17 protein-coding genes are annotated in these 17,929 nt (G+C 62.1%); 8 read left to right on the forward strand and 9 right to left on the reverse strand.

Annotated features, from left to right (window positions below):
* Positions 1-90 precede the first annotated feature (90 nt).
* The 8 genes from GJU48_RS06205 to GJU48_RS06240 all read right to left on the reverse strand — a co-directional run bounded on the left by GJU48_RS06205 (position 91) and on the right by GJU48_RS06240 (position 7,336).
* A complete protein-coding gene (locus GJU48_RS06205; RefSeq protein WP_094950025.1) occupies positions 91-1,725 on the reverse strand; it encodes an ATP-dependent DNA ligase in 1,635 nt (544 codons plus the stop codon).
* The gene (locus tag GJU48_RS06210; protein ID WP_094950024.1) at positions 1,722-2,726 is read right to left on the reverse strand and encodes a ligase-associated DNA damage response exonuclease; all 1,005 of its coding nucleotides are present in this window, start codon (positions 2,724-2,726) and stop codon (positions 1,722-1,724) included. The genes GJU48_RS06205 and GJU48_RS06210 overlap by 4 nt, the downstream gene beginning before the upstream one ends.
* Before the next feature lie 192 nt (positions 2,727-2,918).
* A complete protein-coding gene (locus GJU48_RS06215; RefSeq protein ID WP_094950023.1) occupies positions 2,919-5,360 on the reverse strand; it encodes a penicillin acylase family protein in 2,442 nt (813 codons plus the stop codon).
* 156 nt (positions 5,361-5,516) lie between these two features.
* Positions 5,517-5,582, reverse strand: coding sequence for an SEC-C metal-binding domain-containing protein (locus GJU48_RS25600; RefSeq protein ID WP_155296091.1), 66 nt, complete (start codon positions 5,580-5,582; stop codon positions 5,517-5,519).
* A gap of 84 nt (positions 5,583-5,666) precedes the next feature.
* On the reverse strand, positions 5,667-5,867 hold the full coding sequence (locus GJU48_RS06225) for an SEC-C metal-binding domain-containing protein (RefSeq protein WP_003189235.1): 201 nt from the start codon (positions 5,865-5,867) through the stop codon (positions 5,667-5,669).
* On the reverse strand, positions 5,864-6,346 hold the full coding sequence (locus tag GJU48_RS06230; protein WP_094950022.1) for an LEA type 2 family protein: 483 nt from the start codon (positions 6,344-6,346) through the stop codon (positions 5,864-5,866). The genes GJU48_RS06225 and GJU48_RS06230 overlap by 4 nt, the downstream gene beginning before the upstream one ends.
* Before the next feature lie 19 nt (positions 6,347-6,365).
* Entirely contained in the window at positions 6,366-6,836 is a 471-nt protein-coding gene (locus tag GJU48_RS06235; protein ID WP_094950021.1) for a YchJ family protein, read from the reverse strand.
* A gap of 2 nt (positions 6,837-6,838) precedes the next feature.
* Complete coding sequence (locus tag GJU48_RS06240; RefSeq protein WP_094950020.1) at positions 6,839-7,336, reverse strand: DUF6231 family protein; 498 nt, start codon at positions 7,334-7,336, stop codon at positions 6,839-6,841.
* A gap of 190 nt (positions 7,337-7,526) precedes the next feature.
* Here GJU48_RS06240 and GJU48_RS06245 point away from each other — a divergent pair, with 190 nt between their 5' ends.
* The 3 genes from GJU48_RS06245 (at position 7,527) to GJU48_RS06255 (ending at position 9,386) form a co-directional block, all read left to right on the forward strand.
* A complete protein-coding gene (locus tag GJU48_RS06245) occupies positions 7,527-8,222 on the forward strand; it encodes an OmpA family protein (protein ID WP_094950019.1) in 696 nt (231 codons plus the stop codon).
* Between the two features lie 119 nt (positions 8,223-8,341).
* Positions 8,342-8,635, forward strand: coding sequence for a DUF1145 domain-containing protein (locus tag GJU48_RS06250; protein WP_094950018.1), 294 nt, complete (start codon positions 8,342-8,344; stop codon positions 8,633-8,635).
* Positions 8,628-9,386, forward strand: coding sequence for a hypothetical protein (locus tag GJU48_RS06255; protein WP_094950017.1), 759 nt, complete (start codon positions 8,628-8,630; stop codon positions 9,384-9,386). Before GJU48_RS06250 ends, GJU48_RS06255 begins: the two co-directional genes overlap by 8 nt.
* A 102-nt stretch (positions 9,387-9,488) precedes the next feature.
* Here the strand turns inward: GJU48_RS06255 and GJU48_RS06260 are convergent, their stop codons facing one another.
* On the reverse strand, positions 9,489-9,953 hold the full coding sequence (locus GJU48_RS06260; protein WP_094950016.1) for a CopD family protein: 465 nt from the start codon (positions 9,951-9,953) through the stop codon (positions 9,489-9,491).
* A gap of 99 nt (positions 9,954-10,052) precedes the next feature.
* Between GJU48_RS06260 and dinG the strand changes: the two genes are divergently transcribed.
* The 5 genes from dinG to pdxH all read left to right on the forward strand — a co-directional run bounded on the left by dinG (position 10,053) and on the right by pdxH (position 17,788).
* Complete coding sequence (gene dinG, locus GJU48_RS06265; protein ID WP_094950015.1) at positions 10,053-12,197, forward strand: ATP-dependent DNA helicase DinG; 2,145 nt, start codon at positions 10,053-10,055, stop codon at positions 12,195-12,197.
* Between the two features lie 98 nt (positions 12,198-12,295).
* The gene (locus GJU48_RS06270) at positions 12,296-14,593 is read left to right on the forward strand and encodes a beta-galactosidase (RefSeq protein ID WP_094950014.1); all 2,298 of its coding nucleotides are present in this window, start codon (positions 12,296-12,298) and stop codon (positions 14,591-14,593) included.
* Between the two features lie 82 nt (positions 14,594-14,675).
* A complete protein-coding gene (locus GJU48_RS06275; protein ID WP_094950013.1) occupies positions 14,676-15,821 on the forward strand; it encodes a serine hydrolase domain-containing protein in 1,146 nt (381 codons plus the stop codon).
* Between the two features lie 143 nt (positions 15,822-15,964).
* On the forward strand, positions 15,965-17,113 hold the full coding sequence (locus GJU48_RS06280; RefSeq protein ID WP_094950012.1) for an OmpA family protein: 1,149 nt from the start codon (positions 15,965-15,967) through the stop codon (positions 17,111-17,113).
* Between the two features lie 27 nt (positions 17,114-17,140).
* The gene (gene pdxH / locus GJU48_RS06285) at positions 17,141-17,788 is read left to right on the forward strand and encodes a pyridoxamine 5'-phosphate oxidase (protein ID WP_094950011.1); all 648 of its coding nucleotides are present in this window, start codon (positions 17,141-17,143) and stop codon (positions 17,786-17,788) included.
* Positions 17,789-17,929 lie beyond the last annotated feature (141 nt).

The raw sequence follows: 17,929 nt of genomic DNA on the forward strand, positions 1-17,929 counted from the left end.
GTGGGTCAGGCCCAATCTATTTACCTGACCCACCGCCATCGCGGGCAAGCCCGGCTCCCACATGGTTTTGCATGGTTTGTAAGTGACCAGTCAGGCCAATAGATCTTGCAAAGTTCCTAGGTTGTCAGCGTCATCCACCGCCTTATCCTGCCGCCACCGCAACATCCTGGGAAACCGCACCGCAATTCCGCTCTTATGCCGCTTGGACAGGGCAATCCCTTCAAACCCCAGTTCAAACACCATGCTCGGCGTCACGCTGCTGACCGGGCCGAATTTCTCTACCGTGGTTTTGCGCACGATAGCGTCAACCTTGCGCATTTCCTCGTCGGTCAGCCCTGAATAGGCCTTGGCGAATGGCACTAACGTGCGCTCCGTGCCTGGCGGGCCGTCCCACACCGCAAAGGTGTAGTCGCTATATAAGCTGGCGCGGCGACCATGGCCGCGCTGGGCGTAGATCAACACCGCATCGACGCTGAACGGCTCGACTTTCCATTTCCACCACACGCCCATGTCCTTGGTGCGGCCCACGCCGTACAGGCCATCCTTGGCCTTGAGCATCATGCCTTCCACGCCGAGGCGGCGAGAGTCTTCACGTTGCTGGGCCAGGTCGGCCCAACTCGTGCCCGTCAGCAACGGTGATGGCAGCAGCACCGGCTGCTTGCACTGAGCAATCACCTGCTCAAGCTGGGCGCGGCGCTCGGCCTGGGTGCGGTTGCGCCAGTCGGCGCCCTGATGTTCCAACAGGTCGTAGGCCAGGACGGCGACGGGCGCGTCCTCGAGGATTTTTTTGCTCAGGGTCTTACGGCCAATCCGCTGCTGTAGCAGGGCGAAGGGTTGCACCGACGCCTTCCACACCACGATTTCGCCGTCGATGACTGTGCCGTCCGGCAAGCCGCTGACCAGGCTGTGCAGTTCCGGGAAACGTTCAGTAACCAGCTCTTCACCCCGGGACCAAACCCACAGCCGGCCCTCACGCTTGACCAGTTGCGCGCGAATGCCATCCCACTTCCATTCCACCTGCCAGTCGGCGGGCGAACCGAGCAGGGCGTCGAATTGCTCCACCGGTTGCGACAGGCCATGGGCGAGAAAAAACGGATAAGGCTGCCCGCCGCGTTGCGCATGCTCGTCGGACGATTCGGCGGCGATCAGCTTGAGGTAGCCCTCTGCCGTAGGACGATTGGACAAGTCGGTGTAGCCCACCAGCCGCTGGGCAACGCGTTTACTGTCCAGGTCAGCCATGGCCGCGAGGGCGCGGGTCACCAGCAGTTTGGACACGCCCACGCGAAAGCTGCCGGTGATCAACTTGATGCACACCATCAGGCTCGGCTGATCCAATTGTGCCCATAACGCGGGTAGGCGCTCGGCCAATTCCAGCGGCGGCAAACCACGCAGGGGCAGGAGTTTTTCTTCCAGCCACACCGCCAGGCCGTCCTGCGAGGTGTAAGTGGATTCCGGCAGCAGCAAGGAAATGGTTTCGGCCAGGTCACCCACCGACTGGTAGCTCTCTTCGAACAACCACGGTTCGATGCCCGATGCTTCGGTGGCCATGTCCCGAAGCAGGCGCGTGGGCACCAGTTGCCGAGGCCGCCCGCCGGACAGAAAGTACACCGCCCATGCGGCATCCTCAGGCGGGGCTTGGCGAAAGTAGGCTTGCAGCGCCGCGAGCTTGGCATTGCTGGACGTGGTGGCGTCGAGGTTGGCATACAACTCGGCGAAGGCTTTCATGCCGTGGCCTCTTCTTCGTCATCGCCGTATTCGGTGCTGAAGCCCTGGGCATCCAGGCCTTTTTCCCGCAGGTGGCGCACCAATACGCCGACAGACCCGTGGGTGACCATCACCCGTTCGGCGCCGGTGTGTTCGATGGCCCACAGTAGCCCCGGCCAGTCGGCGTGGTCCGATAGCACAAAGCCGCGGTCCACACCGCGCCGCCGCCGTGTGCCGCGCAGGCGCATCCAGCCACTGGCGAAGGCGTCGCTGTAGTCGCCGAAGCGCTTGATCCAACTGCTTCCGCCCGCGGACGGCGGGGCGATGATCAGCGCTTGGCGCAGTAACGGGTCGGTCTTTTTGAAGTCGCCGGCGTAGAGAGTTTCGGGGATATACACCCCGGCCTCGCGGTACACACGGTTCAAGGGTTCGACCGCGCCATGGCTGAGGATCGGGCCGATGCTGGCGTCGATACCATGCAGGATGCGCTGGGCTTTGCCGAACGAATAACAGAACAACACGCTGGCCTTGCCGGCGGCACTATTGGCCTGCCACCAGTCATTGATCCCGGCGAAGATCTGCGCTTGGGGCTGCCAGCGGTAGATCGGCAGGCCAAAGGTGGATTCGGTGATAAAGGTGTGGCAACGCACGGGTTCGAACGGCGCGCAGGTGCCGTCGGGTTCGACCTTGTAGTCGCCGGACGCGACCCAGACTTCGCCCTGATATTCCAGGCGCACCTGGGCTGAGCCCAGTACATGCCCGGCAGGGTGAAAACTCAGGGTCACGCCGTGGTGCACGAGTTTTTCGCCATAGGCCAGGGTTTGCAGGTTGATGTCCTGGCCCAGGCGCGAGCGCAGGATGCCTTCGCCGGGCGCGGCGGCCAGGTAATGCTGGTTGCCGGTGCGGGCGTGGTCGCCGTGGGCGTGGGTAATGACTGAGCGTTCCACCGGGCGCCAGGGGTCGATGTAAAAATCTCCCGCGGGGCAGTAGAGGCCTTCGGGCCGGGCAATGACAAGGTCCATGGGCGTGCCGGGGCAATGGGCTTATCAAATAGGAGGAGAGGCGCAGCGCAGAAGTTCTATCGGAATGCATGCAGTGGGATCGTTCCCACGCAGAGCGTGGGAATGCAGCCCTGGACGCTCTGCGTCCGCTTTTTTATGGCGTGACGCGGAGCGTCACAGGAGGCATTGCCACGCAGAGCGTGGGAACGATCATTACTTGCCGGGAGTGAGGGTCAACCGAGTCTTCCCATACACCTTCTCAAAGTTCTGCGGCTGCATCGGGAAGCTCAGGTATTGCGCCTTGAGCGACGCATCGATGCCGTTCGCATAGTTCGGGCTGGCCGGGTTGCCGGATTGGCCGATGCCGCCCTGGCCTATCATCGGTTCCACCTGGCCGAAGTCGACAATCATGCGCAGCGCCGGCACCTGGGTGGTGTTGAAGTCCTGGCCCCAACTGTACGGCGCCGGGTTCAAGGTGTTGTGGTCGCCGCCACTGGCCAGCGGGCCGCGAATCACCTGGCCGTTGGTGTTTTTCCAGGTGGTGCTGTGCAGTTTGCCCCACTGCCAGGCCTTGTGGTCGCCACCTAACTGACTGCCGCCAGCTGTGATTGCGGCAGCCAGGCTGCGGGCCAGGATCGCCGGTTTGTCTTCTTTCTGCGCGGTGCGCGCGTCGTCCCAGAACGGGCTGTCTTCGCGGCCCAGCAGGTGGTCGGCGTTGGCGGAGTAGGACAGGTTGGCGTTGCTGATAAAGGCTTTCCAGCTGGCGCTGTTTTCCGGGCCGAGTTCGTCGAGGAAGATCTGCTTCGTGCTTTCCTGTAGGAACAGCTCGTAGATCGCCGCGTCGGCGGAAGTCGGCGCCAGGCGCCCATCAAACGCCATCAGGCGGTTCAGCGCCTCGCGGGCCTTGGTCGCGTCGGCCGCCGGCAGTGCATCAATCGCCTGTTTCAACGGCTGAGCCATACCCGGCGCCTGGAACATAGTCTTGAGCTTGGCGGCGAACGTGGTGGTCTGGTCGTATTGCATGGCGATCATGCTGCGGCTGTCATGCTTGCCGGCATTGGCCAGTTGCGCCAGGCGCTCGCTGCGCTCCGGCGCATCCCAGGAGTTGGACAACTGCATGCCATAGCCGCGCGGCGCGGTGCGCTGGTTGGCGGTGCCGATCCAGCCTTGGGCCGGGTCCTGATCATACGGGTGCAGCATCGCGTCGGCGTAACCGTCCCAGTCAAAGCGTGTGTCCCAGCCCGGCGAGGGCAGCAGGCCTTCGCCTTCGCGGCGGTTGGGGAAGCGGCCGGTGACTTGCCAGCCGATGTTGCTGGCGTCGGCGAAGATCATGTTCAGGGCAATCGCGCGGATTTCCCGGGTTGCGTCCGAGGCCTTGCCGGCGTTTTGCGCACGGGACAGGTCGAAGAACGCATCCAGGCTCTTGTCGTCTTTGAAATCGGCGGTTTGCAGGGCCAGGCCGAAACCGGTGTTCAGGGCCTGGCTGCTGTTGAGCAGGGCGCCGTGGCGGGTTTCGTATACCACTTCGCGCAGTGGCCGCTGGCCCTTGGCGAAGAAGGTTTCGTTACGCACGGTGGCCGGTAGCCATTTGCCGTTGTTCTCGTAGTACAACGCGCTGCCTTGGCGTTTGACCTTTTCCAGGAACAGGTCCTGGGTGTCGCCTTTGACCGCACTCATGCTCCACGCCACTTTGCCGTTGAAGCCGGACAACAGGGTCGGCAGGCCGGCAATCGAGGCGCCGACCGCTTGGTATTTCGGTGCGCGAATCTGCACGTAGCTCCACGGCGACGGCGCTTGCGGCTGGGCGGCAAGGTCGCTGGCCAGCAGGCTTTTGCCGCTGCGGCTGCGTTGTGGGCCGATCGCCCAGTTACTCGAGGTAGTCACCGCCAGTGCATTAAGGCTGTTGAGTTGCTGGCCGACGGCGTCCAACCCGGCGAGGCCGGTGATCTGCCCCAGGTTCACGCCCTTGAGCTTGTCGGTTTCGGCCAGTGGGATCGGCTCATCCGGCGCGCTAGGGGTGAGCCAGGCGAGCTTGTCGACCCCGACTTTCTGCGCCAGCACCAGCGACGAGAGTTCTTCCTGCAGGTTGCTCGACTCGCTGAAATTCAGCAGGCAGAACAACAGCGCCGAATCTTCCGGCTTCCAGTACTCAGGCTTGTAGCCGGTCTGGGCCAGGTCCGGCGGCAGCTTGTCGCGGTAGCGGAACAGGTAGGCGTTGACGCCACGGGCATACACTTCAAAGAAGCGCTTGAGGCGCGGCGACGAGGCGTTATACAGCTCGCCGGCGCTTTTTTTCAGGTTGACGGCACGCATGAAGCGGTCGACGTCCAGCACTTGCGGCCCGGACATTTCCGCCAGACGGCCCTGGGCCAAGAGGCGCAAGGTGACCATCTGCGTGATGCGGTCGCTGGCGTGTACATAACCGAGGCTGAACAGCGCGTCATGGAAGGTGTTGCTTTCGATCAGTGGCATGCCCTGGGCATTGCGGCGTACCGATACATTCTGGGCCAGGCCTTTGATCGGCTGCACGCCGGCAACGGGCGGCAGGGTGTCCTGGGTGCTCTGGAGCTGGCAACCGGCCAGGCTTAATGCACTGGCCACTGCCGCGGCAACGCCGAACCGGGGAAGAAAATGTGAGAGGGCTGGCGAGGCCATGGCAAAGCTCCTGCGGGGGGTAGCGTCATTAAAGGCGCTACGTTAGTGAGCGCGGCGAAACGACGCAAGCAGGAGTTTTGGGTTAAGCGTGAGAACTTAAGTCTTGCGCAAATCAATGTGGGAGCGGCGCTCCCACATTTGGATCTTCAGCGCGGCTTATGCCCCGTGGCACTTCTTGAATTTCTTTTCACTGCCGCACGGGCGGCGAAACGACGCAAGCAGGAGTTTTGGGTTAAGCGTGAGAACTTAAGTCTTGCGCAAATCAATGTGGGAGCGGCGCTCCCACATTTGGATCTTCAGCGCGGCTTATGCCCCGTGGCACTTCTTGAATTTCTTTTCACTGCCGCACGGGCAAGGATCGTTGCGGCCAACGTCCTTCAACGCATTGCGCACCGGCTCTTGGTGAGCGTGGCCGCAGTTCGGGCCGTGGACATGGCCGTGGTCGTGATCATGATGATCGTGATCGTGGTTGCAGTCAGGACCATGGACATGGGGTTGCTGAGTCATCGATGTCGCTCCGGAATAAAATCGCCGGGGATTATCTCGCCATTGTGGGCCACCTGCACGTCATTACCGATGAATAATCCGGTTTTCAGCTCGCCCTCCAGGCGATAGGGCACGGGCTTGCTCGGATTCTTCAGCATCTGCACTACATCGCGTATCTGCGGCCAAAGGTTGGTGCGCACCGTCACCCTGAAAAAAGCGTGGCCGCGCGGTGGCACGGTCAGCCATTCGTTGGACTCGCCTTCGGTCAGCACAAAATCGTCCAGGCTGACCTTGTAGATCAGGCCGCGCACTGTGAGGTCGGCGTCGTCGCGGTTGTCGACGCGAAAGTACAGCTTGAATTTCTGCTCCAGTAACTTGGCCCGCACCACTTCGACTTTCACCAGCGATACATGGGGCGCGGGCGCATCGTCTGCGAACCACGAGGCGCAACCGCTCAGGCCCAGGGTTAACGCCAGCATCAAGCTGTAAATCCGAAGCATGGCGTGAGTCCTCTGGTGGTTAGAGGTAGCTGGAGCAGCACTTCTTGAATTTCTGCCCACTGCCACACAAACATACATCATTGCGCCCGGCCTTCACCTCCACCGTCGGGTCGATGAAGTACCAGCGCCCCTCATTCTGTACGAAAGACGACTGCTCACGGTGGCTGTGTTCGCCGGTGCTGTCGTGCCAGCGCGCGGTAAAGGTCACAAAGGCATGCTCCGGCTGGCCGCCAAACACCTCGGAGCTTTCCACTTCAAGGCCGAGCCAGGTGCTCTGGGCACTCCAGGTGCCGATGGCGACGCGGTCCAGGCCGGCTTGTTGCGCGGGCAACGTGGTGGCGACCAGATAGTCCACCAGCCCCAGCACATAGGCACTGTAGCGCGAGCGCATCAGCGCGGTGGCGCAGGGCGCCGGGTGGCCGGCGTGATAATGGCCGCAGCAGGCCTCCAGCAGATTGCCGCTGCCACAGGGGCAAATGGATGTACTCATGGTTACCACCAATACTTTCCGAAGTTTTCCGGGTTGGCCCAAAAGCGGGCGTTGAGCCAGTCCGGCACCTGTTTATAGTCAAGCAGATCATAGGTAAACAGCGTCAGAACCTGATCATCGCGCTGGAACCGTTCGCCGGCCTGCAGGGCCAGGGAGAAGAAGTCGGTGTCCTTCCAGCCGCAGGCGCCCAGATCGGCCAGCACCGCAATGCGGCTGGCATTGAGGTTGCGAATGCCGCCGAGCAAGGTCAGGCCTTGCGGTTTTGACAGGTGCTCCAGGCAATCGACCACCAGCGCCAAGTCAAAACGCTGCGCCGCCAGCTCTGCCGGCAATGGCCCGGGCGCAGCGATGGCGACAACGGTGCCCGGGTGCTCGGCTTGAAACGCCTCCAGCGCCGGAAACTGGCTGGCGCCCAACAGCAACAGGCGTTTGGGCTGGTGCAGATCCAGCAAAGCGGCCAGCGCTTGCTGTGGCGTACGGGAAGAAATACCAGCGATCATCAGAGATCCTCACATCAGGACCCTAGAGACTAGCGCGGCTGAGCCTGCGGGCCTAGAGCGGGCGGCGGCGAAAAGTCCTGCGTGAACGGCCAACCTCAATAAATACGGGGGTGCGGCGCAGTGGCGCAGATGAAAAGAGCCGTCTTTACTCCACCTGTCGGCCCTCGCCGACCCCCTCAGGAGAAATCAAATGAGCATCATGCGGACAGCTCTACCCTTGGTTCTGCTAACCGGAGTATTGACAGGTTGCGCAGGTTTGCAAAAAACCGATTGGCCCACCTGTGCCGCAGTCGGTGGTGTGACGGGCGCTGCGATTGGCGCCACTGAAAGTTCGGCGTACGCCGGCGCTGGCGCGCTGCTGATCGGCGGCATGGCTGGCGCCTATTGCTGGGTGCACGGCGATGGCGACGAAGATGGCGATGGCGTACCGGACAGCCGTGACAAGTGCCCGGGCACACCGAAAGGCATGCAGGTGGATGTGAACGGTTGCCCTCCGGTGCCGGTGGCGGCCGTGGTTGAGGAGGTGGTGGTAGTCAAGGAAGAAACCATCGTGATCCGCGATGTGCACTTCCAGTTCGACTCGGCCAAGCTCACGGCGGCGGACAAAACCAAGCTCGACACCATCGCCACGCGCCTGAAACAGGAAGCCCCGAGTGCGCAGCTGCGGGTCAGTGGGCACACCGACAGCGTCGGCAAAGACGCCTATAACCAGAAACTCTCGGAAAAACGCGCGCACTCGGTGACGGATTACCTGGTTAGCGCGGGCGTGCCGCGCAGCAACTTTGTATCGGTGGTCGGTGCGGGCGAAAGCCAGCCGGTAGCCGATAACAATGCCGCTGACGGGCGCGCGTTGAACCGCCGTGTGGAAATCAAAATCAGCCGCTGACGGCCTTTGCCCCTGTGGGAGCCACAGGGGCATTGCTGGCGCTTCACAACCTTCACTGGCAAATCGCCTGCAGAAGTCGGTACTGTGCGCCCAAAGAATAATAGGCAGGGGCATGCGGGATGAAGGTGTTTTGGGGGTTGGGAAAGTTTCTGACGTTGCTGTTCTGGGTCGTGGTAGTGGTCAATCTGTTCCGGCCGCTCGCCAATCCGTTCCACCTGTTGGTCAGCCTGGCCGGCAGTCTGTTGTTCCTGACCCATCTGTTGGAACTGCTGTTGTTCAACAGCAGCTTGAAACACCGTGCCCACCCTTGGCGTGACCGCTTGCAGATTCTGCTGGTGGGGATGTTCCATGTGCGGGGCCTGTCGGCGCCTGCCGCAATTGATGAAACGAACAAGGAGGCCAATCATGCGTAAGGTTTTTCTGTTGGCCCTGTTGGTCAGCCCCATTGCCCTGGCCCAGAGCGTCAGTGTCGAAACCAACTCGCTGATGCGCCTGCCCAGCAGTACCAGCGTGTTGCAGCTCGAACGCCTGGATGTGGCGGACTACGGCACGTTGCTGGTGCCGGCCACCATCAGCCAAGTCACGGTGGATGAGCTGCATTTGGGGCGTGAGGCGCGTATCGCCATCGCCCCCGGCAATACCGCGCTGCAATTGCAGGTGCGCAATGCGCAGCTGGAACATGGCAGCCAGATCACCTCGCGCGGCGCTCCCGGGACCCACGAACGGCCGGCCAAGGCCGGGCGTGATTTGGTCTTGCGCATCAATGCCCTGAGCGCCGAAGAGCTGTCGGTGGATGCCCGTGGCGGCGCCGGTGCCCAAGGTTATGCGGGCCTGGATGGCGCCAACGGCGTGGACCCGGGTTGCACCTGGGGTTCGGCCGGGCGCGGCGCCAATGGCGATAACGGTGGCGATGGCCTGCCAGGCGCGGCGGGCGCGACCGTGCGTGTCGAGCTGCCGCAGAGCTTCCCGGCGGAGCAGATCAAAGTCTGGGTGGATGGCGGGGCCGGCGGTTTGGCCGGCACGGCGGGTAAGCCGGGTAAAGGTGGGCAATCCAAAGGCTGCGTGGTGTATCGCGCCGATGGTGGCGACAAGGGCCGACCTGGCTTGGAAGGGCAACCGGGGCCGGCAGGGCCTGCGGGGGCTGTGACTATTCAGCGGCTCTGAGTCGCCTGGTCTGACGCCATCGCGGGCAAGCCCGACTCCCACATTGAAATGCGATTACCTGTGGGAGCCGGGCTTGCCCGCAATGGCGGAATAAAGATCGCCTCAGAACATCGGCCGAGCCGAAGCAATCGCCACCACCACCAACCCAACAATCAGATTAATCCCCACCAACTTGCGAATCTGCCCCAGCACAGCCGCACCTGTCGGCCAATCCTCAGCCGCCACCGCCTTGCGCAGTTCCGGGAACTTCAACGCCTGGATACGGATAAACAGCGCCGTCATCACCAGATACAAGCCCATCATCACTTGCACATAGCGCGGCGCGGTCTCAAACCCGCTGAAGCGCAGTTGCAGCAGGCCGATGCCGCTGATCGGCAAAACCGCCACCGCGACCCAGACCCACACGAAAAAACGTTGAAACACATTCGCCCACAGCTTGAGCCGGGCAGGGCCCTCAAGTGCCGCCATGGCGGCGGGGCGCAGGATCATCCAGGCAAAAAACATACCGCCGACCCAAACCAGGGCGGCCAATACATGCAGGGTGTAAGCGAGGCTAAACGCGGTCATTGTGGTACTCCGTTCTGCGCGGGATTAATTAGCGGGGTATGATAGCGGCCGATCCGAACCACTGAAAATTTATCCAGCGTTTTTTGCGCCCGACTATCCATGATCAGCACTGAACTTAAAACCACGATCCAGGGCGCCTATTCGCGTTTTCTCGAAGCCAAGAGCTTGAAACCGCGCTACGGCCAACGCCTGATGATCGCCGAAGTCGCCAAAGTCCTCGGGGATATCGACACCGACGACGAAGGTCGGCGCAGTGGCGACCCCGCGATCGTGGCCGTCGAGGCCGGCACCGGCACCGGCAAGACCGTGGCCTACAGCTTGGCCGCGATCCCGACTGCCAAGGCCGCCGGCAAGCGCCTGGTGATCGCCACCGCCACCGTCGCCCTGCAAGAGCAGATTGTCTACAAAGACCTGCCTGACCTGATGCGCAACAGCGGCTTGAATTTCACCTTCGCCCTGGCCAAGGGGCGTGGCCGCTACATGTGCCTGTCCAAGCTCGATGTATTGCTGCAGGAAGGTCACGCGCAAACCGCCACGGCGTCGCTGTTCGAAGAAGAAGGCTTCAAGATCGAGGTTGATGAAGTCAGCCAGAAGCTGTTTACCAGCATGATCGAAAAGCTCGCCGGCAATAAATGGGACGGCGACCGCGACAGTTGGCCCACCGCCCTGGAAGATGCCGACTGGGCACGCCTGACCACCGACCACAGTCAGTGCACCAACCGCCATTGCCCCAACTTCGGCCAGTGCGCCTTCTACAAGGCCCGCGAAGGCATGGGCAAGGTCGACGTGATCGTCACCAACCACGACATGGTCCTGGCTGACCTGGCCCTGGGCGGCGGCGCCGTGCTGCCGGACCCGCGCGACACCCTTTACGTATTCGACGAAGGCCATCACCTGCCCGACAAGGCTATCGGCCACTTCGCCCACTACACGCGCTTGCGCTCCACTGCCGACTGGCTGGAAACCACCGCCAAGAATCTCACCAAGTTGCTGGCCCAGCACCCGCTGCCCGGCGACCTGGGCAAGCTGATCGAGCAGGTGCCGGAGCTGGCGCGCGAGATCAAGACCCAGCAGCAGTTCATGTTCAGCGCCTGCGAACAGGTCGCCGACTTCAAGCCCGGCGAAGACGTGGAGGGCCGCGAGCGGCCGCGTCACCGCTTTGTCGGCGGGTTGATCCCCGAGCACATGCGTGAAATGGGCATCGAGCTGAAGAAGGGCTTTTCGCGCCTGACCGACCTGTTCACCCGCCTGACCGACTTGCTCAAGGAAGGCATGGACGGCGAGGTCAACATCGGCATCGCCAGCAACCAGGCTGAAGAATGGTATCCGCTGTTCGGTAGCCTGTTGTCGCGTTCCCAGGGCAACTGGGAGTTGTGGACCGCCTTCACCGTCGAAGACCCGGAAGACAACCCGCCAATGGCGCGTTGGCTGACCTTGTCAGAAAGCGGCGCGCTGTTTGATATCGAGGTTAACGCCAGCCCGATCCTTGCCGCCGAAATGTTGCGCCGCAACTTGTGGAACGTGGCCTACGGTTGCCTGGTGACCTCGGCCACGCTGACGGCCCTGGGCACCTTCGACCGCTTCCGCATGCGTGCCGGCCTGCCGAAAAAAGCCGTCACCGCCGTGGTGCCGAGCCCGTTCCACCACGCCGATGCGGGTGTGCTGCGGGTGCCGGACCTCAAGGCCGACCCACGGGACGCGCCGGCGCACACGGCGGCGATCATCCGCGACCTGCCGGCGTTGGTTGAAGGCTCGCGGGGCACCCTGGTGCTGTTCTCCTCGCGCAAACAGATGCAGGACGTGTTCGACGGCCTCGACCGCGACTGGCGCAAGCAGGTGTTTATCCAGGGCAACCTGTCCAAGCAGGAAACCCTGAACAAGCACAAGGCGCGCGTCGATGGTGGCGATTCCAGCGTGCTGTTCGGCCTGGCCAGTTTCGCCGAAGGCGTGGACTTGCCCGGTGCCTACTGTGAGCACGTGGTGATCGCCAAGATCCCGTTCTCGGTGCCGGATGATCCGGTCGAGGCGGCTTTGGCCGAATGGATCGAAGCCCGTGGCGGTAACCCGTTCATGGAGATCTCGGTGCCGGATGCTTCCTTGAAGCTGGTTCAGGCCTGCGGGCGCTTGCTGCGTACCGAGGAAGACCGGGGCACCATCACCTTGCTCGACCGCCGTTTGGTCACGCAGCGCTATGGCAAAGCCATCCTCAATGCTTTGCCGCCGTTCAGGCGCGAAATTTCTTAAGCCGCCGTGGGCGAATTCGCCCACTTCGTGGTCTATCTCACTGCTATCGATGTATGTCATCAGGCCAGTCACCGGCCGTTTGGGAGAACCTTGTTCGTATGATTCGCACGCTGCCCGCTCTTTTTGCCTTGTTGTTCGCTGCGCCCCTGATGGCCGCGCCTGCCGGGCAACAAACGCTGTTCAATTTCGTCCGGCCTGCCGATGTGGTCAAGGTGGCGACCCTGGACGCCAGCCTGCCGCAATACAACGCCGAACAAACTGCTGAAGGTGAAGTGCTGCGCCGCATCACCTTCAACCCAGCGGCTGAGCCGAGCCTGGTGCTCAGCCCGCAGACCGGCGTGTGGGACTGGTCGCAGTCCGGCGCCATGAGCCTGCGTATCCAGAGCGCGATGGACTGGGCGCTGACCCTCTACGTCAAAGTGCAAAGCACCGACGGTAAAACCTTGGTCAGCCGCATCGACCTGCCAGCCGGGCCAGCGCAGACCCTGCTGATACCGCTGCAAGCCAACACCCCGCTGAGCCAAGGCATGAAAGCCGGCCCGCCGATGCCGATCACCGTGGACGGCCAGCGTGTATTGCTGGCGGGCAGCGCCGGGGAAATCGACCGCAGCCAGGTGGCGTCGGTCACCCTGTCGATGGTCAAGCCCAACGCCGCGCAAAGCATCCTGTTGGAACGCTTCGGGGTTCAGGACAGCGAGCCGGTGCTGAAGGTGGCCTACAGCGAACTGGTGGATGCGTATGGCCAGTCCACCCGCGCGCGCTGGCCCGAAAAGGTCAGCAACGATGAACAACTCAAGGCCGCAGCAGCCAAAGAGCAGCTACAACTCAAGGGCTGGCTGGCTGAGCGCGACAAGTCTTTCCTGGACCAATACGGCGGCTGGAACAAAGGCCCGGCGTTTGAAGCCAGCGGTTTTTTCCGCACCGAGAAACGCGACGGTCGCTGGTTCTTGGTGACGCCGGAAGGCCATCCGTTCTACTCCTTGGGCGTCAACACCGTGGCGCCGGACAACAACCAGACCTATGTGGCCGGTCGCGAGTGGATGTTTGCCGCGCTGCCCAAGGCCGGCGAGCCGTTCGACACGTACTACGGCAGTGGTGATAACCGCGGCGGCAACGGCGCCGACCAAGGCCGGGGCTTCAATGTGGGGCGTTGGTACGATTTCTACGGCGCCAACCTGCAGCGTGCTTACGGCACCGACGGTTTTGATCAGAAGCGCTGGGTCACGCACACCCTAGACCGCCTGCAAGCCTGGGGTTTCAATACTGTGGGCAACTGGAGCGACGAGGATTTGGCCCGCGCCGACCGCGTGCCGTACACCTTGCCGCTGTCGATTGTCGGTGACTACGCCAGCATCAGCACCGGCACCGACTGGTGGGGCGGCATGCCCGACCCGTTCGACCCGCGTTTTGCCATGGCCACTGAACGTGCGGTGGCCATTGCTGCTCGCGATCACCGCGACGACCCGTGGCTGATCGGCTTCTTTGCCGACAACGAGCTGGCCTGGGCCGGCCCCGGCGACGATGCAAAATCCCGGTACGCCTTGGCCTACGGCACGCTGCGCATGACCACCGACGTACCGGCCAAGCGCGCATTCCTCAAGCAACTGCGCGACAAGTACCGCAATGAAGACGGCCTGTCGAAGGCTTGGGGCATTCACCTGGCGGGCTGGGAGCTGATGGAAGACCCAGGCTTCGAGCCGCCGATGCCAAACCCTGAGCATCCGGAGATCGAAGCTGACTTTAAATACTTCCAGAAGACCTTCGCCGATGCGTATTTCAAGACCATCTCCGATTCGCTGAAATGGCACGCGCCCAACCAGTTGCTGCTGGGCGGCCGTTATGCCGTGAGCACCCCGGAGGCCGTGGCGTCCTGCGCGCAGTATTGCGATGTGCTGAGCTTCAACATGTACACCCTCAAGCCGCAGGATGGTTATGACTTTGCCGCTCTGCGAGCCTTGGATAAGCCGGTGCTGATCACCGAGTTCAACTTCGGCTCGGCGGACCGTGGCCCGTTCTGGGGCGGCGTGACGCAGTTGGCCAAGGAAGAAGACCGTGGCGTGGCCTACAACAACTTCCTCAAGCAGGCCATGGCTGAGCCGTCGATTGTCGGTGTGCACTGGTTCCAGTACTTGGACCAACCGGTGACCGGGCGTCTGCTGGACGGTGAAAACGGCCACTTCGGTCTTGTCGGCATCACCGATGTGCCGTTCCAGGGCTTTGTCGACAGCGTGCGTAAAAGCAACCTGGCGGCGGTCGACCAGTTGGGTAAAGAGGCGCAAAAGGCCAAGGCCGCCAGCGCGGTTCGTGAGAGCGAAGGCGGCAGGTCGGGGAGTGCAGGCAAAGGCGCGGGGCAGGGCGCCGGGCACGCCGGCGGTCACTCTGGAAACGGCCATTGATTCATCGATGACGGGTTCACAAAACCCCTAATGACTGGAACAATGACGGCCACTTCTTACACGGTTTTCCGAGGCGGGTCAGGTGCAGATTCAGGGTCATTACGAACTTCAGTTCGAAGCGGTACGTGAAGCGTTCGCCGCGTTGTTCGATGACCCGCAGGAGCGTGGTGCTGGGCTGTGTATCCAGATCGGCGGCGAAACCGTCGTCGACCTGTGGGCCGGCACCGCCGACAAAGACGGTGCTGAAGCCTGGCACAGCGACACCCTGGTCAACCTGTTCTCCTGCACCAAGACCTTCACCGCCGTCACCGCCCTGCAATTGGTGGCCGAGGGCAAGTTGAAACTCGATGCGCCCGTGGCTGACTATTGGCCCGAGTTTGCGGCGGCCGGTAAAGAAACCATCACGCTGCGCCAGCTGCTCTGCCATCAGGCCGGGCTGCCGGCGATCCGCGAGATGCTGCCGGCCCAAGCCTTGTACGACTGGCAACTGATGGTCGACACCCTGGCGGCCGAAGCTCCGTGGTGGACGCCGGGCGAAGGGCATGGCTATGAGGCCATCACTTACGGCTGGCTGGTCGGTGAATTGCTGCGCCGTGCCGACGGGCGTGGGCCGGGTGAGTCGATCGTCGCGCGGGTTGCGCGGCCATTGGGCCTGGACTTCCACGTGGGTTTGGCGGATGAAGAGTTTTATCGTGTTGCCCATATAGCGCGCAGCAAAGGCAATATGGGCGATGAGGCCGCGCAACGATTACTGCAAGTAATGATGCGCGAACCTGCGGCCATGACTACGCGTGCATTTGCCAACCCACCGTCTATTCTGACCAGCACTAATAAGCCCGAATGGCGGCGCATGCAGCAGCCAGCGGCAAATGGTCACGGTAATGCGCGCAGCCTGGCGGGTTTTTATAGCGGATTGTTGGACGGTAGTTTGCTGGAAAGCGACATGCTCGAACAATTGACCCGCGAACACAGTGTCGGGCCGGATAAAACCTTATTGACCCAAACCCGTTTCGGTTTGGGTTGCATGTTGGATCAACCGCACTTGCCCAATGCCACGTTCGGCCTTGGCCCACGTGCGTTTGGCCATCCTGGGGCTGGGGGTTCGGTGGGGTTTGCCGACCCGGAACATGATGTAGCGTTCGGTTTCGTGACTAATACACTGGGGCCTTACGTACTTATGGACCCGCGTGCACAGAAGTTGGTCGGAATATTGGCCGGTTGTCTGTAAAGAGCTTGCTGTTTCACGTTTTTTTGTTACAAAGGCAACTATAAGAAGGCGCTGAACGAAATTTTGTAACTTTAATGTTCTGTAAGCGTCTGTTTAACGGGTCAACCAGACCCCCCGGTTTTTTCTCATTTTGTGGATATCTCATGTTATCGAACAAGTCCTTGGCACTGGCGCTGTGCCTCACTATTACTGGCTGCGCACAAACTCCACAAAATGATGCCGAAGGCGGGCATTGGTGGTCATTTGGATCTGACAAGGCTGCTACCAAGGACGCAGTAACCCAGACCGACGCCAAGCCGGATGCAAAACCAGCCGCTGGCGCCAAGCCTGCCGCGCCGGTGGCTGCTGCTGCTCCTGCGCCCGCTGCTGCCCCGGTAGCCAAGGCTGATGCCGACGGCTCTAGCTGGTGGCCGTTCTCTTCCAAAAGCGCCGACGAAAAGGCCGCCGATGCCAAGGCTGACCTGAAAGCCGACCTTAAGGCCGCCGACCCGGCGACGCCTGCAGTCGCCAAGACTGACAGCGAGCCACGCTGGTGGTGGCCGTTCGAGAGCAAGCCAAAGCCACTGGCCAAGGTCGACGTGACCAACGTGCCGATGCCCGACCCGAAAATCACCCAAGCCTGGCTGGATGACTATGAGCCGCGCTTGCGCGCTGCTATCAAGGACAGCAACCTGCAATTGGAACGTCGCGACAACGTACTGGTGGTGATTGCCCCGGTAGACGGTTCCTACAACCCGAAACGCCCGGCGATGCTGCTGCCGGTTACCCTGGGCCCGTTCACCCGTGTTGCCAAGGCTGTTGAAGCTGACCCAAAGACCGCCGTACTGGTCCTGGGCCACGTTGATGCCACCGGCGCCGCCCCGGCGAGCCAGGCCTTGACCAAAGAGCGCGCGCAATCGATCGCCTCGATTTTCAGCCTCAGCGGCCTCAAGCAAGACCGCCTGATGCTGCGCGGCATGGGCGACCTTATGCCGCGTGCTGCCAACGACAGCAATCAGGGGCGTGCGCTGAACCGTCGCATGGAAATCATGTTCACTCAGCGTACAACTATGTTGGCCCTGCTGAGCAAGTACAACTCGGGCAAGACACCGCCTGTAGCCGAAATGGTGGCTGTGCAGAATGTGCCTGCTCCGGCGCCTGCTGCAAAAGCTCCGGCGAAAAAGGCTCCAGCGAAGAAAGCCGCTGCCAAGCCCGCCGCTAAAAAAGCCCCGGCTAAGCCAGCTGCCAAGAAGCCAGCCCCAGCCAAAGCCAAGGCCGCGACACCGGCTGCCAACGACCAGGCGAAAAACTGATCTGCTGAACCATAAGGATAAAGCCGCATGACCCAGGCACTGGCCGATATGCGCCGTGACTACACACGCGATGGTTTGAGCGAGGCCCAGGCCCCGGGCGAGCCGTTTGCGTTGTTCCACCAGTGGTTTGGCGACGCGGTGAAAACCGAGCAGCCACCGGTGGAGGCCAATGCCATGACCCTGGCCACGGTCGACCAGGACGGTCGCCCGCACTGTCGCATCCTGTTGCTCAAGGGGTTGGATGCACAGGGCTTTACCTTCTTCACCAATTATCAGAGCGCCAAGGGCGAACAGCTTGCGGCGCGGCCTTTTGCGGCCATGACGTTCTTCTGGCCCACCTTGGAGCGCCAGGTGCGTATCGAAGGGCGGGTGGTCAAGGTCACGCCTGAAGAGTCGGATGCTTATTATCAGGTCCGCCCGTTGGGCAGCCGACTTGGTGCTTGGGCCTCGCCGCAGAGCCAAGTCATTCGTGACCGTGAAGAGCTGCAGGATTTGCTCAAGGCTACCGAGCAGCGTTTCAGCGACACCCAACCCGACTGTCCTGAGCATTGGGGTGGCTATCGCCTGCTGCCCGAGCGCATCGAGTTCTGGCAGGGCCGCGCCAGCCGCCTGCATGACCGCCTGAACTATCGTCTGCAAGCCGGCGAGTGGACGCGCGAGCGCCTGGCGCCCTGAGCTGCACCTCTCGTCACATCCCCCGAATGTTGCCTACCACACCGAAGTCTCTCTCCTAGAGGCTTCGCGTGTGCTGCTGCACGACTACAATGAACGGGCCCATGGCCGTCTTTGGAACAAGGGTGAGAGCTACCGTTCGTC

The organism is Pseudomonas sp. IB20, from assembly GCF_009707325.1.
In the GTDB taxonomy this organism is placed as follows: Bacteria; Pseudomonadota; Gammaproteobacteria; order Pseudomonadales; family Pseudomonadaceae; genus Aquipseudomonas.

Excerpts from the sequence above, each read along its gene's own strand:
- GJU48_RS06230 (WP_094950022.1), bottom strand. The coding sequence starts at position 6,346 with ATGCTTCGGATTTACAGCTTGATGCTGGCGTTAACCCTGGGCCTGAGC.
- GJU48_RS06260 (WP_094950016.1), bottom strand. The coding sequence starts at position 9,953 with ATGACCGCGTTTAGCCTCGCTTACACCCTGCATGTATTGGCCGCCCTG.
- GJU48_RS06270 (WP_094950014.1), top strand. The coding sequence starts at position 12,296 with ATGATTCGCACGCTGCCCGCTCTTTTTGCCTTGTTGTTCGCTGCGCCC.
- GJU48_RS06205 (WP_094950025.1), bottom strand. The coding sequence starts at position 1,725 with ATGAAAGCCTTCGCCGAGTTGTATGCCAACCTCGACGCCACCACGTCC.
- pdxH (WP_094950011.1), top strand. The coding sequence starts at position 17,141 with ATGACCCAGGCACTGGCCGATATGCGCCGTGACTACACACGCGATGGT.
- GJU48_RS06255 (WP_094950017.1), top strand. The coding sequence starts at position 8,628 with ATGCGTAAGGTTTTTCTGTTGGCCCTGTTGGTCAGCCCCATTGCCCTG.
- GJU48_RS06240 (WP_094950020.1), bottom strand. The coding sequence starts at position 7,336 with ATGATCGCTGGTATTTCTTCCCGTACGCCACAGCAAGCGCTGGCCGCT.
- GJU48_RS06225 (WP_003189235.1), bottom strand. The coding sequence starts at position 5,867 with ATGACTCAGCAACCCCATGTCCATGGTCCTGACTGCAACCACGATCAC.
- GJU48_RS06210 (WP_094950024.1), bottom strand. The coding sequence starts at position 2,726 with ATGGACCTTGTCATTGCCCGGCCCGAAGGCCTCTACTGCCCCGCGGGA.
- GJU48_RS06235 (WP_094950021.1), bottom strand. The coding sequence starts at position 6,836 with ATGAGTACATCCATTTGCCCCTGTGGCAGCGGCAATCTGCTGGAGGCC.
- dinG (WP_094950015.1), top strand. The coding sequence starts at position 10,053 with ATGATCAGCACTGAACTTAAAACCACGATCCAGGGCGCCTATTCGCGT.
- GJU48_RS06250 (WP_094950018.1), top strand. The coding sequence starts at position 8,342 with ATGAAGGTGTTTTGGGGGTTGGGAAAGTTTCTGACGTTGCTGTTCTGG.
- GJU48_RS06245 (WP_094950019.1), top strand. The coding sequence starts at position 7,527 with ATGAGCATCATGCGGACAGCTCTACCCTTGGTTCTGCTAACCGGAGTA.
- GJU48_RS06280 (WP_094950012.1), top strand. The coding sequence starts at position 15,965 with ATGTTATCGAACAAGTCCTTGGCACTGGCGCTGTGCCTCACTATTACT.
- GJU48_RS06215 (WP_094950023.1), bottom strand. The coding sequence starts at position 5,360 with ATGGCCTCGCCAGCCCTCTCACATTTTCTTCCCCGGTTCGGCGTTGCC.